This window comes from Camelimonas sp. ID_303_24, from assembly GCF_053543495.1.
The window spans coordinates 121,591-136,348 of the sequence record NZ_JBLLJM010000001.1 but is presented as its reverse complement, the minus strand read 5'-3'; the positions used below and the strand labels follow the sequence as shown (position 1 = coordinate 136,348).

7 protein-coding genes are annotated in these 14,758 nt (G+C 68.2%); 4 read left to right on the top strand and 3 right to left on the bottom strand.

What is annotated here, in order from left to right; genetic code table 11:
* Positions 1-235 precede the first annotated feature (235 nt).
* Together ACERNI_RS00595 and ACERNI_RS00590 are read right to left on the bottom strand one after the other, a co-directional pair.
* Positions 236-1,081, bottom strand: a complete 846-nt coding sequence (locus ACERNI_RS00595; protein WP_448831337.1) for an AAA family ATPase — start codon at positions 1,079-1,081, stop codon at positions 236-238.
* Positions 1,082-1,316: 235 nt separating this feature from the next.
* On the bottom strand, positions 1,317-1,895 hold the full coding sequence (locus ACERNI_RS00590; protein WP_448831336.1) for a tyrosine phosphatase family protein: 579 nt from the start codon (positions 1,893-1,895) through the stop codon (positions 1,317-1,319).
* 404 nt (positions 1,896-2,299) lie between these two features.
* Here ACERNI_RS00590 and ACERNI_RS00585 point away from each other — a divergent pair, with 404 nt between their 5' ends.
* The 3 genes from ACERNI_RS00585 (at position 2,300) to ACERNI_RS00575 (ending at position 5,514) form a co-directional block, all read left to right on the top strand.
* Positions 2,300-2,806 carry a Spy/CpxP family protein refolding chaperone gene (locus ACERNI_RS00585; RefSeq protein WP_448831335.1) on the top strand — a complete coding sequence of 169 codons (507 nt, stop codon included), beginning with the start codon at positions 2,300-2,302 and terminating at the stop codon, positions 2,804-2,806.
* A gap of 633 nt (positions 2,807-3,439) precedes the next feature.
* A complete protein-coding gene (locus tag ACERNI_RS00580) occupies positions 3,440-4,615 on the top strand; it encodes a vWA domain-containing protein (protein WP_448831334.1) in 1,176 nt (391 codons plus the stop codon).
* 404 nt (positions 4,616-5,019) lie between these two features.
* Positions 5,020-5,514 (top strand): MarR family winged helix-turn-helix transcriptional regulator, encoded by a 495-nt coding sequence (locus ACERNI_RS00575; RefSeq protein WP_448831333.1) that lies wholly within the window; start codon positions 5,020-5,022, stop codon positions 5,512-5,514.
* Positions 5,515-5,629: 115 nt separating this feature from the next.
* On the opposite strand, the gene ACERNI_RS00570 is transcribed toward ACERNI_RS00575, so the two are convergent.
* Positions 5,630-5,950: a 2Fe-2S iron-sulfur cluster-binding protein gene (locus ACERNI_RS00570; RefSeq protein WP_448831332.1), complete on the bottom strand. Its 321-nt coding sequence runs from the start codon at positions 5,948-5,950 to the stop codon at positions 5,630-5,632.
* Positions 5,951-6,375: 425 nt separating this feature from the next.
* Between ACERNI_RS00570 and ACERNI_RS00565 the strand changes: the two genes are divergently transcribed.
* Positions 6,376-14,463 carry an apolipoprotein A-IV repeat region-like domain-containing protein gene (locus ACERNI_RS00565; RefSeq protein WP_448831331.1) on the top strand — a complete coding sequence of 2,696 codons (8,088 nt, stop codon included), beginning with the start codon at positions 6,376-6,378 and terminating at the stop codon, positions 14,461-14,463.
* The last annotated feature ends 295 nt before the right edge of the window (positions 14,464-14,758 follow it).

Below are 14,758 nucleotides of genomic sequence, written 5' to 3'. Positions count from 1 at the left end.
ACGCCAACCGCAACGCATGGTGCCTCAAGGCAGGCCTCAGGTACCAGTGGTGAGCCCCTGAAAAAGCAGAAGCCGCCCGGCGCGTCCGGGCGGCTTCATCATCGCGTTCAACCAGGCGAAACGCCGGCCGGGAGATTCGAGTCCTTCCGATCAAAATGGATCAGAAGGACTCCTGCATCCCCTTTTTTGAGCGAATTCTGCTCGATCAGACGGATCCGTCTGATCCGAAAACGCTTTAGCGCGGCTCGCGGCGGGCCATGAAAGCCAGCTTTTCGAACAGGCTGACGTCCTGCTCGTTCTTCAGCAGCGCGCCGTGCAGCGGCGGGATGACCTTGCGCGGGTCGCGCTCGCGCAGGGCGTCCGGGCCGATGTCCTCGGCCATCAGCAGCTTCAGCCAGTCAAGCAGTTCGGAGGTGGACGGCTTCTTCTTCAGGCCGGGCACGTCGCGCACGTCGAAGAACAGCTTGAGCGCTTCCTCGACCAGACGGTGGTGAATGCCCGGATAGTGCACCTCGACGATGGCCTTCATGGTCTCTTCGTCGGGGAAGCGGATGTAGTGGAAGAAGCAGCGGCGCAGGAAGGCGTCCGGCAGTTCCTTCTCGTTGTTGGAGGTGATGATCACCACCGGACGCTGGGCCGCCTTGATGGTCTCGCCGGTCTCGTAGACATGGAATTCCATGCGGTCGAGTTCGAGCAGCAGGTCGTTCGGGAACTCGATGTCGGCCTTGTCGATCTCGTCGATCAGCAGGACGGGGCGGCCGCCATGCTCGAAGGCCTCCCAGAGCTTGCCCTTCTTGATGTAGTTCTTGATGTCGGTGACGCGGCTGTCGCCGAGCTGGCTGTCGCGCAGACGGCTGACGGCGTCGTACTCATAAAGGCCCTGCTGCGCCTTCGTGGTCGACTTGACGTGCCAGGTGAGCAGCGGCGCGCCAAGGGCGCTCGCAATTTCCTCCGCCAGCACGGTCTTGCCAGTGCCCGGCTCGCCCTTCACCAGAAGCGGACGCTCCAGAACGATCGCCGCATTGACGGCGACCTTGAGATCCTCCGTTGCAACGTAGGAATCGGTACCCGTAAACCGCATGCTGATTTCCATTTTTTATACAAGTTCATTGGCTGGCGCGGACAGTAAGCGCCAGGAGGCGCGTCAAGCAAGTGTTTGATCGGGGAAATCCGCGCCAACACCGCTCCGCCGCGCGCCAACCCGTGAAGAGCTGACGCATTGACGCCCTGAAACGCCCGGAGGTCATCCCGGCCTGAACAGGACGCCGGCCCCGCCCGGGCAAATCGCGCCCGGCCAGGCTCACCACATCCGGGCGTCAGTCGTGAACAGCCGAATCCACCTCGGCTCCGCGACCATACATGCTGATCATCTGCGGAATGTCCGGGCGCACCCGGCACTGGTGGCCATAGAGCTTCCGCAAGGCGGCGCTGAAACGCCCCCCCCGGCCGAGAATGTCGTCGGCGAAGCCAATCATCCGGGAATTCGGCCACATCTGCGGCCGCACCTTCAGGATGCGGGCGAAAATGGCTTCCTCGTCGGATGTGGGGTGATCCTGAAGCAGCAGCGTCGCCATGGCGGCGGTGGAGCGCGACACGCCCATGTGACAGTGCACCAGCAGGTGATCCTGCTTTTCCGCCGTCAGATCGATGGTTTCGCCAAACTCCAGCAGTCGGACCACATCCTTGCGCTCAGGCAGGATCATGCCGGCGGTCGGCGCGATAATGTCATGGAAACGCATGGTCAGGCGGCGGTGCGCGCCATAGTCATCAAACGCCTCCGGCTCCAGCCGGTCAGGATCGAGAATAGACAGTACGTGGGTGACGGATCGCGCCCGCTGGTCTGGCAACTCGTCAATGCCGCAGACGACGAACTTGTCCCGGATGCTTTCGCGCATGCCTGTCTCCTCTCCCGCCATATGTATGCCATCGCGGTTACGGCATTGCGCAGGACCTGTCGACCCCAGACCTGGCGACCCCAGCCCCGCCTCTGCAGTACCTGCCGCCGCTGGACCTGCCGCCGCTGAACTTGCCCCCCTTGCGCCATGGGCAGGCGCCATGTGCGCCGGCGCCACGGCGCAGCAGCGCACGCCGTAACGTCAGCCGGGCAGATCTCCCGACCAGCGACGCGAAAGACCGCAAAGATTACAGTCAAGTTAACTGATTTGACCAAATCATGACGGCGCGCCTGTGAACAAATACCATCGCGACGGATCAAATTCGCTTCATTACGGATCGTTAATTTGAAATGGGCCGGGGGACGCCCCACATTCCTTCCATCTGTTCTGGAGGACTGACGAACATGAATAAAGTTTTCGCCGCCCTGACCCTCAGCGCCGCTCTCGCCGCCTCTGGCGCGGCTTTTGCCCAGCAGGCTGACGGCGCCAAGGCTGGTCAGACCGCGCCAGGCAAACACCAGCGCATCAGCGCCGATGACCGCGCCGCGCTCACCGACGCCCGCATCGCCGGCCTGAAGGCTGGCCTCAAGCTCAACGCCGACCAGGAAAAGCTGTGGCCGGGCGTGGAAAAGGCCCTGCGTGACGCAGCCCAGGCCCGGGCGGAGCGGATGGCGAAGTTCAGGGAAGAGCGCAAGGAAGCCCGTGAGGACGGCAAGCGGGGCGACTTCGTCGAGCGCCTGCGCCGGGGCGCCGACATGGCCACCGCACGCGCCGCTGACATGCGCCAGCTCGCCGACGCGGTGGACCCGCTCTACAAGACCCTCGACGACAGCCAGAAGCGTCGCCTTGGCATGCTGCTCCGCGCCAATGCCCCGCATGACATGGGCCACAGGCACGGCCAGCGTAACTGACGCCAGCCCATCGGGATCTTTCCCCCGGGGTGTCGTGGCGCCCTCGACCCGGCAGGCGCATGCGCCTGTCGCCCCTGACGTCCGGCGGCTGCCGCCGGACGCCTGATCCAGCCACCGAAACTGCGCAAGCGCCTGAAGTTGGGCCGGCGATCCGCGTTTCCGCTGGAGCCGGGCCCGCGCTGGATCGGGCTGCGCCTTCACCCGCTTCATGCGGATTTGCAGACCCCGCCTTTATTCACCGGATGACGCCGCCGCGCGTCGTCCGGTTTTTTTTGGGGCCCCCTGGCGTCCGCCAGGCGTTGCCTGACTTGCCCGAACTTGCCCGAAAATGCTTTGGGGTCTTGCTATCCTGGCCACCGCGCATGATAGACAATGTCAACGCGTCCTGACGGCTGGCGCTCCGCCATGGAGTCGCGGTCGCGCGGGATAATGAACAGAACGATCAACAAGACGGGCTACAGCCAGGCGCCCGAACCGGCCCGGCGCAGACCACATGGTCCTGCGACCTGCCGGCGAAGCGCCGCCCATGACCGGAGACGGACGCCTGTCCGCCGCCAGTCATGGCGACTGGAGGCGACGGGCGTTTCGGAATGAACGCGTCGCGCCCGGGGCGTCCGCCGGCGAGGGAGAGCCATGTTTCTGAAATTCTTCACAGAGCTGCGCGGCGCCAAGGTGCCGGTTTCCCTGCGCGAGTACCTCAGTCTGCTCGAAGGGCTGGACCAGGACCTGGCCGAGAAGAAGGTTGAGGACTTCTACTACCTGTCGCGCGCCTGCCTGGTGAAGGACGAGCGCAACCTCGACAAGTTCGACCAGGTGTTTGGCAGGGTATTCAAGGGCCTGGAGAAGGTCGGCGAAGCCATCGAAGCCGAGGAAATCCCGGAAGAGTGGATCCGCAAGATGGCGGAGCGCTACCTCACCGAGGACGAGAAGAAGGAAATTCAGGCGCTCGGCTGGGACAAGCTCTGGGAAACGCTCAAGGAGCGGATGAAGGAGCAGAAGGAGCGCCACCAGGGCGGCAGCAAGTGGATCGGCACCGCCGGCACCTCGCCCTTCGGCGCCTATGGCTACAACCCGGAAGGCGTGCGCATCGGCCAGGACAAGAACCGCAACTTCTCGGCGGTGAAGGTCTGGGACAAGCGCGAGTTCAAGGACCTCGACGATGAGGTCGAGCTTGGCACCCGCAACATCAAGGTGGCGCTGCGCCGCCTGCGCAAATTCGCCCGCACCGGCGCGGCGGAAGAGCTGGACCTCGACAGCACCATCCACGAGACGGCCAACAAGGGCTACCTCGACGTGCAGTTGCGCCCCGAGCGGCGCAACGCCATCAAGGTGCTGCTGTTCCTTGACGTCGGCGGCTCGATGGACTGGCACGTGGAGAAGGCGGAAGAACTGTTCTCGGCGGCGCGCAGTGAATTCAAGCACTTCGACCACTTTTATTTCCACAACTGCCTGTATGAGCGGGTGTGGAAGCAGAACAACCGGCGTTTCCAGGAAGTGACGCCGACCCAGGACATCATCCGCACCTTCCCCTCAGACTACCGGGTGGTGTTCGTCGGCGACGCCTCGATGAGCCCCTACGAGGTCACGATGCCCGGCGGCTCGGTGGAGCACTGGAACGATGAGCCCGGCAAGGCCTGGCTCGGCCGCATGATCGACCATTTCCCCAAGTCGATCTGGCTGAACCCGGTGAAGGAAGAGCACTGGAACTACACCCAGTCGATCAGCCTGATCCGCGACATCTTCGGGCATCGCATGTTCCCGCTGACGCTCGAGGGCCTCGACAAGGCGATGCGCGAACTGTCCCGCTGACACAAAGGCAGGTCGCGGCATGGGCAGAACCCGCCTCTCCGCAGGGTAAAATGAGCGCCGGGGCCTTCTCCGGCGCTCCTGGGTGGCCTTGATCCGCCCCTGGCCAGACGCCGCTGCCCCCACGGGGCGCCATCGGCCCACATCCTCGCCCGTCATGGCCGCGCCTGACCCGGCCATCCACGACTGGCGCGGCATGGCGAGAGTAGCCAGACACCGGCCAAACCAGCCGGGATGGATCGGCTCCAGGAACCGTCCCGCTTCGTAACGCTTCCACCGCCCGGCGACCGCCCTCCCTGACCTGCCAGAACCGCCTGCGGCATGGACGCATGTAGGTTGATATCAACATAAAACCGCGTCAATATGAGACGGGCCATTGCGAAACGATGGAGCGGAAAGTCGGCAACATGGGACAGCGGGCTGTAACGGACACGGGCGAACCGGGCGGCGGGAGCGCGCAGGCGAGCTTCGCTGACACGATCATGGTGCGCGACGCCTGCCTGTGCCTGCATATACAGCGCGCCGCGCGCGTGCTGGCCCGGCGCTTTGACGAGGCGTTCCGGCCTTTCAACCTCACCAATGGGCAGTTTTCGCTGCTGATGGCGCTGAACCGCCCCGAGCCGCCAACCATCGGCGCCGTCGCCACGGTTCTGGCCAGCGACCGCACCACGCTCACGGCGGCGCTAAAGCCTCTGGAGCGACGCGGCCTGGTGACGGCCCAACCGGACGCGAAGGACAAGCGCTCGCGTCGCCTGCAGCTGACGCCGGCCGGGCGGGCATTGCTGGGCGAGGCGCTGCCGGTCTGGAAATCTGAACATGCGGCGCTGGAAGCCCGGCTGGCGGCGGCGGGTTTCCCGGCCGCGGCCCTGCGCCTGCAACTGGCGGCGCTGGACGAGGCGTGAATGCCCGATCTGGCGGGCATCCCTCGCCGGGAAACGGACGCGGCGGCGCCCGATCAGGGCGGACGACGTCGAAGTGGGCGGCGTCACTGCCGCGACGCCACCCGGCTGTCAGCCATCACCCCTGGCGGACCGGCGTATGGACGACGAGGCCGTCGAGCTCGGGCGTCATAAAAATCTGGCAGGAAAGGCGGGAGTTCTCCCGCACGTCAAAAGCGAAGTCGAGCATGCCCTGCTCCATGTCTTCCGCCGGCCCGACGCGGTCCGTCCATTCATCGTCCACATACACATGACAGGTGGCGCAGGCGCAGGCGCCGCCACACTCGCCGACGATCCCGGGGATGTCATGTTTCAGGGCGACTTCCATGACCGTGGCGTTAGGCGCGGCCTCAACCGTGCGCCGCTCGCCGTCCGCATCCACATAAGTAACGCTGGGCATACCCTCTCCTGCTGTGCCTTGCATGGCGCCCCGTCAGGGACGCGCCGGTCGTTATGGTTCACCTATTCCATATCGTCCCGGCGGCCGTCGGCGCCACTCCTTATTATGATTATAGACAGATCCGGGCGTCGAAAGCGCCGGGTTTCCCTCCGCCGGGCGCGCGGCCTGCGCGCCACAGGCGTCGCCATGATGCGCCCTGGCCGCCGCCACATTGGTGGACGATCTGTTAACGCCATGAAACATCTGGTAAAAAAGTCGTTAACGACGTTCGAAGGTCGAGGCTGGTCAAGGGTTTTAATGCCCCCGGCCCAGAACTACACTTGCGACAGCAAAGATGGGTGAGGTGTCTGTGGAGAGGTGCGTCCGGCGCGCCTTCATCGCAGGCGCCAGTTTTCCTGGCCATGCCAGGTTCAAGAGGCGGCAGAATGTCGAAGGACAAGAAGCTAAATGATCCCGCGGCGGCGGCTTTGTCAGCTCTGGAAAAGGAGCTGCTTGGCGCCGGGCTTGGCGATCTTGAGCGACTGACTCCGGTCAAGGCGCCGGGGAGCGTTGCTTCCGGCAATCCTGTGTCTGCCAGTGAGCCTCCGAAGGACAAGGCTGTCGCGCCCGCCGCGCCGGCTTCGACAGGCGCGGCCAATGTCGTTGCCCCTGCTGCTGCGAGCGCTGGCAAGGTGGAGCCGCCCGTTGCTCCGCAGCCCGGCCCTGTCGCGACCACTGCTGGAGTTGCAAAGCCCGAGGCCACGCCTGCGACGACGGGCGGGAGCGCGCCCATCGCCCCGACCCGTCCCAGCGCGCCCGGCCCGGCTGCGCCTTCGCGCGTCGCGACCACTGGCAAGGAGCCGGCGCCTGAGGTCGGCAAGACCCGGATCGCCGCCGCCGGCGCCAGCCTTGAAGCAAAAACCGCTGACCAGAATCCGCTCGCGACGCGTCCTGCCGACGCTGTGAAGACGACGCCCCCAGGGGCCGTTTCCACCCCGGCTGCGTCCACCCCGACCGCTTCAACCACGCCTGCTTCGGGGTCGCCGGCTTCCACGTCCGCGACGGCAGGCATCAGGACCGAACCCGGCAAGGACGCCTCCCGGGAGCCGGTTAAAATCGACGCAGGCAAATCCGAAACTGGCAAATCCGAAACTGCCGGGAACGAGCAAGGCAAGAGCGAGGCTGGCAAGAGCGAGGCTGTAAGGAACGAACCTGGAAAGAACGAGCCAGGCAAGGTTGAGGCTGGCAAATCCACCGCTCCGGCGGGCGCTCCCACGCGGGCGCCGGCGCCGTTGCCTGGCGCGACGCCGGTTGACCCTGTGCGCCTGCCGCGCATCGAAACGCCCGCCGCACTCAGCCGTTCGACGCCTGTCCAGCCAGCGCCTGCGCCAACCGCGATGCCTGCGGCGGCCCGCGCCGCCACCCCGGCGCCTGCCGCCACGCCAGCAGCCGCTCCTGCGGGCGGCCGCGTTGCTGGCGCGCCGGCAATGATGACCGCCGGCGCCACCGCGCTGGCGATCCAGCCGGAACTTCCCGCCAAGACAGAGAACAAGGCCGAAGCCGCGACAAAGCCCGCCGACGCTGGCAAGGCCAGCGAAGCCAGGGCGCCCGACGCAGACGCCGGCAAGATCGCGGCCAGCAAGGCCACAGCAGGCAACAGCGCTGCCGGCAACGCGGCGGAGACGCCTGCTGGCGCCCCTCCGGCCGGCGAAAAGCCCGCCCGCGCTGCGCCTGAGCAGCGCCGGGTGGTGTCGCCCGACACCAGCCGCGTCGCCAATGATGACCGGATGAGCGTGGAAGCCCTCGCCGGCATTGGCCGCGTCCGGGCCTCGCGCCTGCCCTATCTGGCGGCTCTGGTCGCCTCCGTGTTCTGGCTGGCCGCCGGCGGGCTGGTGTTGTCCGACCAGCTTGGCGTCACGGCCCTGGCCCCACAGGAGCTGATCGGCCGCCTCGGCCCGATGCGCAGCGCCCTGGCTGGCGTCGCCTTGCTGGCGCCGGTGTTCCTGTTCTTCCTGATCGCCGCCATGGCGATCCGCGCGACGCAGATGCACCAGGCCTCGCGCGCCATGCTCGGCGCGGCCGTGCGCATGGCGCAGCCGGAATCCCTGGCCTCCGACTCGGTGATGTCGCTGTCCCAGGCGGTGCGCCGCGAAATGGCGGCGATGGGCGATGGCGTCGAGCGCGCCCTGGCCCGCGCCAGCGAACTCGAAACGCTGGTCCGCAGCGAGATTTCCACGCTTGAGCGCTCCTACGCCGACAATGAGGTGCGGATTCGCGCTCTGGTCGAGGAGTTGAGCGAGCAGCGCGACGGCATCATTTCCAACGCCGAACGCGTGCGCGCCGCCATCGAGGGCGCCCACCAGCACATCACCACCGACCTGCTCACCGCCAGCCGCAGCATCGCCGAGGCCGTCGCCGCCGCGGGCGGCCAGGTCACGGATTCGCTCGCCGCCCGCGGCGCGCAGATCGCCGAGTCGCTCGGCAAGGCCGGCGACCAGATGGTCGACCAGCTGACCGCGCGCGGCGCCGATCTGGTGGATCGCATGAGCACGACCAGCGGCTCGGTGTCGAAGTCGCTGACCGAGAAGTCGGAAGCGATCGAGAAGTCGCTCGGCGCCGCCGGCGAGAAGATGACGGCGGGCCTGGCCTCGGCCGCTGCCGATGTGTCGCGCCAGCTCGCCGCCACCGGCGAGACGGTCAGCAAGTCGCTCTCCGAGCGCGCCCGCGACGTCAACGAACGCCTGCAGACGTCTGGCAAGGAGCTGAGCTCCTCGCTCTCCGCCGGCAGCGAAGACCTGCGTCAGAAGATCGAAGGGGCCGGCAAGGTCGTCGTCGAGATGATCGGCACGCGCGGCGGCGGTCTCGCCGACCGCCTGGTTGGCGCCGTGGAGCGCCTTGGCGCCACCCTGGCCGACAACAGCCAGAAGCTGGAAACCACCCTGGCCGCCTCCGGCGACCGCTTCACCTCGCAGCTCGACGCCCACAGCGCCTCGGCCCGCAAGGTGTTCGAAACCAGCGTCAGCCAGCTCTCCGGCAGCTTCGAGCAGCAGAGCGTCACCCTGCAGAAGGCGCTGGCCGCTTCCGGCCAGCAGCTGGCCTCGCTGTTCGACGCCCGCACCACCGCCCTGCGCTCCAGCTTCGAGGACACGGTCGGCAAGCTCGGCAAGGACGTGACCAATCACGCCGACCTGCTGGAAGGCATGTTCGCCCGCTCCACCGACGCCTTCGCCACGGTGCTGGACGAGCGCGGCGCCACCCTGCGCGGCGCCATCGACGCCGGCGTTACCCGCATCGGCCAGGAGGCGAAGACCGCCGCCGCCGATATCGAGAAGACCATCGCCACCTCCGGCGAGCGTTTCAGCGGCCTCGCCAACGAGCAGAGCGGCAAGCTGCGCGCCACCTTCGACGAGACCTTCGGCCGCCTCGGCTCCGATGTGGAAACCTACGTCGGCAAGCTGCGCGCCACCTTCGGCGAAACCTCCGGCAAGTTCAGCGCCACGCTCGACTCCCACAGCAAGGCGGCGATCGAGGCCATCGACGCCAGCCTTGGCAAGGTGTCGGAATCGTTCCGCGTCAGCAGCACGGAAATGCAGAACCTGCTGGCCCAGCAGGCGGCGGACACGCACGAGAGCATGGCCAACAGCGGCCGCGAGGTCATCGTCGCCCTCGCCCGCCAGGCCGCGCGCGTCAACGAGGCGCTGACCAGCAACGCCACCACGCTGACCGACAACCTGCACACCCGCGCCCGCGAGGCCGAGGAAGCGCTTTCCGCCCAGTTCAACAGCCTGGACGCCCGCGTCATCGCGCCGGCCGGCAAGATGGTGGAGACGCTGGTTTCGACCACCGACGACCTCAGCAAGCGCATCGACGGCAGCATCGCCCGCATCGAGACGATCGTCGTCGGTCGCGGCGAGGGCCTGGCCGAGAAGCTGGCCCGCGAAGCCAGCCGCGCCGCCGAGATCATCGACACGCGCGTCAGCACCTTCGAGGAACGGGCCACGACGCGCAGCGCCGAGCTCACCCGCGTGCTTGATGACGCCATCGGCTCGCTGGACGAGAACCTGGCGGCCCGCGCTTCGGCCATCAGCCAGTCGCTGGAAACCCGGTCCGGCGAGATCGCCCGCGTGCTGTCGCATGGCGGCAGCGAGGTGGCCGGCGCCCTCACCACCAAGGCGGACGAGATCAACGCCGCCATCCTGCGCCACACGGCCAACCTCGCCAGCCTGCTGGTGGGCCGCGCCGACTCGATCAACGTCACGCTGGGCAACCGCGCGGTGGAGATCAGCGAGGCGCTCGGCAAGCACGTCGCCACCTTCGAAAACGCCGTGGCCAGCCGCCTCGACAGCGTCAATGGCGCGCTTACCGCGAAGAGCGACCGCCTGGTCGACGCGCTCGACCAGCGTCTGGAGAGCATCACCAACGTGCTCGACGAGAAGGGCGGCAAGCTGGTGGGCGATCTTGACGCCCGCAGCCACGACATGGCCAACCTGCTCGACACCCGCACCAGCAGCTTCCAGAAGTTCATGGGCGGCCAGATGGAGCGGCTGCAGGGCGTGTTCGGCGATCACGCCGACCGCATGGGCGGCGACATCACCGCGCGCCTGGAAAGCCTCATCGGCGATCTGGACAACAAGGGCGAGCGCCTGGTGCTGGCCATCGAGAGCCGCGGCAAGGAAGCCGGGGCGCGCCTCGACAGCCAGACAACCCGCCTGGAGGAGGCCGTGGACGCCTCGCTGGAGCGGATTTCCTCCAGTTTCGCCAGCAAGACCGGTTCGGCGGTCGCCGTCCTTGGCGCCCGCATCAATGATCTGGTCGCGGACTTCGACGGCAACGCCCGTCGTCTGGCCGGCGAGATCGAACAGCGTCAGGGCGCCCTTGCCGGCGCGCTGGAGAAGCAGGCCAGCCAGATCGACGAGGCCGTTGGCGCCACCCTCACCCGCATCGCCGGCTCGTTCGCCGAACATGGCGGCGCTGTGGCGGCGACCCTCGGCGCGCGCATCAGCGGCATGCTGGCCCGCCTTGAAGACAACGGCCGCGCCCTCATCAGCGCGCTCGACGAGCGCCAGAGCAAGCTGGCCGAAAGCGTCGAGGCCCAGACCTCCGGCATCGAAGGCGCCGTCAACAGCTCGATGGAGCGCATTTCCGGCGCCCTGCAGTCGCATGGCGGCTCGGCCGTCGCGGCGCTGGGCTCGCGCATCGACAGCCTGATTGGCGACCTGGACCGTCGCGGCGACCGTCTGGCCAGCACCCTCGACAATCGCGGCCGCGACCTGGCCGTGCTGATCGAGCAGAAAACCGAAGCGCTGGAAACGGCCATCGACGCCTCGGCCCAGCGTCTGTCGACCATGTTCGACACGCGCGGCGAAGCGGCAAACCGCAACCTGACCGCCCGCCTCGACGCCATGATCGGTGACTTCGACGCCCGTGGCGGCAAGCTGCTCGGCGCGCTCGACAGCCGCGCTCTGGAGATCGCCGGACTGATCGACGGCAAGACCGCCTCGCTGACCTCGTCGCTGGGCGAGTCGGCGGAGCGGCTCGCCAACCTGTTCGACCGCCATGGCGGCGCTGCGGCTGCGGCCCTGGGTTCGCGTATCGACGAACTGGGCGGCCTGTTCGATGAGAAGGGCGCCAGCATGATCGGCCTGCTGTCCGGTCGCGGCAGCGAGATCGCTGGCGTGCTGGAGCAGACCACCGCCCGCGCGGTGGCGGCGCTCGACGCCCAGATCAGCCGTCTCAACGACACGGTGCAGAGCCATGGCGTGGCGGTGAGCGGCGACCTTTCCGGCCAGATCGACCGCCTCGCCTCGCTGTTCGACGCACGCGGTTCGGCGCTGGTCAGCAATCTGGGCGCGCGCGGCGATGACATCGCCGACGCCATCGCCCGCGGCGCAGGCAATCTGGAAGCCCGCGTCGGCGGCCAGCTGGCCCGTCTGGACAATGTGTTCCAGGGCTATGGCCAGTCGATTTCCGCCATCATCGGCGAGCGCGTCCAGGTTGCGGGCGAAACGCTCGACGCCGCCGGCGCATCGCTGGTGGAGACCATCGACGCCCGCGCCCGCCTGCTGGACAACCTGCTCGGCCTGCACGCTGGCCGGATTGGCGAGCGGTTGGTAACGCAGATCGACCGCCTGGAAACCACGCTGACCGAACAGGGCGAACGTCTTGTCGGCTCCGTGGACGCCAGCGCCGGCAAGCTGTCGGGCGAGGTCGCCCGCATCAGCGAGGCCGCGACGCAGACCATCGGCGCCAGCGCCGGGGCTATTGCCGAAGCGGTTCGCGATCGCGCCGCCGAAGCGTCGCGCAACTTCGCCGCCTCGGCCAAGGACATGCGCGCGGCCATGGACGCCGCCGCCGACGATCTGCGCGTTGCCGTCGACACGGCGGCCCGCGCCGCCGCCACGGCGGTTACGGAAGCCGGCGACAAACTGCGCGCCGACGCTGACAGCGCCGCCAGCACGGCCGTCACCGCCTTCAACGAGGCTGGCGACAGGCTCGGAGCGGGCGCCGGCGCAGCCGCCAGCCAGGCGGTTGCCGCGCTCACCGGCGCAGGCGAAAAGCTGCGCGCCGGTGCGGAAGCCGCGTCTGACGCCGCAGTCGCCGCGCTCACCGAAGCCAGCGAGAAGCTGCGCACGGAGGCTGAAACGGCCGCCAGCACGGCGGTTGTGGCCATCACCGGCGCGGGTGAGAAGCTGCGCGCCGATGCCGGCGCGGCCACCGACATGACCGCCGCCGCCTTCACCGAAGCAGGCGAGAATCTGCGCGCGGAGGCCAGTACGGCCGCCCGCGCCGCCGCCACGGCCTTCAGCGAAGCCAGCGAGAAACTGCGCGCCGATGCCGGCGAGGCCGCCACCACGGCCACCGCCGCCGCGGATGGGCTGCGCATTGCCCTCAGCACCGCCGCTGGCGCCATGGTCACCGCCCTGGCGGAGGCCGGAGACAGGCTGCGCACGGACGCGCCAGAGCTGATCGAACGTCTGACAGCGGCCAATCGCCAGCTTCAGGAAGTGAGCGTTCACGCAGCCCGCAACCTCACCGCCATCGAGAATGGCCTTAGCAGTCGCGTTGCCGAGCTTGGCGCGGTTCTCAGCGCGGTGACCGATGGCGCCGGCGGCGCCTCGCGTGACCTCGCGGAGCAGATCGCGACCATGAAGTCGGTGGGCGAAAGCACGCTGACGGAAGCCTCGGCCATCGCCGCCCGTTTCGGCGACGAAAGCCGCGCCCTGTCGGCGCTCGCCAGCGAACGCATCACGGCCCTGCGCGACGGCGTCGGCCGCCTGGAGGAGGTCGAGCAACGCCTGGCCGCTGGCCTGGACGGCAAGCGCGAGACGCTGGACGCCATGACGGGCGCCATCAGCGAGCGCACCGCCGACGTGGAGCGTCTGGCGGGCGCGTTCACCGCCCTGATGGAGAAGTCGATCAGCAGCGCCGAACAGCGCGCCAGCCAGATCACGGCGCTGCTGCGCAAGACCTCGGACGAGGCGGCTGAAAAGCTCTCCGCCCAGTACGACGCGTTGCGCGCCGCCGCCGAGCAGCAGCGGGAGAACGCCACGGAGACGATGCGCGCCACCTATGAGAGCGCCGTGGCCGAAGCCGGCAAGGCGATCGAACAGACCACCGCGAAGTTCCGCGGCGTCGCGGAAGACGTGCGGTCGATGGCGGCGACGATCACCAAGGATCTCGAGGTGACGCGCTCGGAGATCGCGCGCGGCGTGTTCGAATTGCCGCGCGACACGCAGCAATCCACCGCAGCCATGCGCCGGGTGGTGGCCGAGCAGATCCGCGCGCTGAACGAACTCAACGAGATCGTCAACCGCGCTGGTCGCGCCCGTGGCGAGACGCAGGCGGCCCCTGCCTCTGCCCCTGCCCGTCCGCAGCGCGCCGCGCAGCCGGCGGTCCAGGCCCCGCAGGCCGCAGCCCCGTCGCCGCAGGCGGCGCCCAGGGTTGCCCAGCCGGCGGCTGACGATAGCGCGCCGCTGGCCTGGCCAGTTGCTTCGGCGGCGAGCCGGACCCCGGCCGCGACTGCGGCCCCGGTTGCGCCCGCCCGCCGCGAGCAGGCCCCCGCGCCGGCCCCGCGCCAGCGGGAAGAGGCCCCCGCCGCCCGCGCTGAAGGCGGCTGGCTCTCCAGCCTGCTGACCCGCGCCTCGGACGAGGTCGACGACGCAGACCTGCCGCAACCCTCGATGAGCTCGGCTGAACTGCTCGACACCCTGTCGATCGATATCGGCGAACTGATCAATGCGACGGCGCTCGAAGCTTCCTGGGCGCGCCGCAACCGTGGCGAGGCCCACGCCTTCGGGCTGGACCTGTACACGGCGCGCGGCCAGAAGATCTTCGACGACGCCCGGGCCCGTTACCGCATGGACGCTGAATTCCGCCAGACGGCCGACCGCTACGTGGAGGAGTTCGACCGGCTGCTGGTCGAGGTGCGCAAGAGCGACAGGGACGGCGCCATGGCGCGCAATTACCTGACCTCGGACACCGGAAAGGTCTACACCATCCTGGCGCATGCGTCCGGGCGGCTGGACCGGGCCTGATCCGCAGGCCGGCGGCCCGCCGCCGGCTTCGTCCCCCGTGGGGCGCCAGCATGCGGGCCTTTCACCCGGTCCGGGACAAGACCGTTTTCATCATCACTCACGACCTGCCCCGGCCATGCGCCGGGGCTTTTTTATGCTTCACGCCGCCGCGGGACAGCCGCCCTGTTTGCGCCATGGCTGTAAACGGGTCGCGTCAAGCGGCGCTACGATCACTGTGATCGCGCCTTGCCGGGCCGCCATTTTTAACGGCGCGGAAAGTCCCGTGTCGCTGCCCAAAGGAAGCCTCTTCACCGCA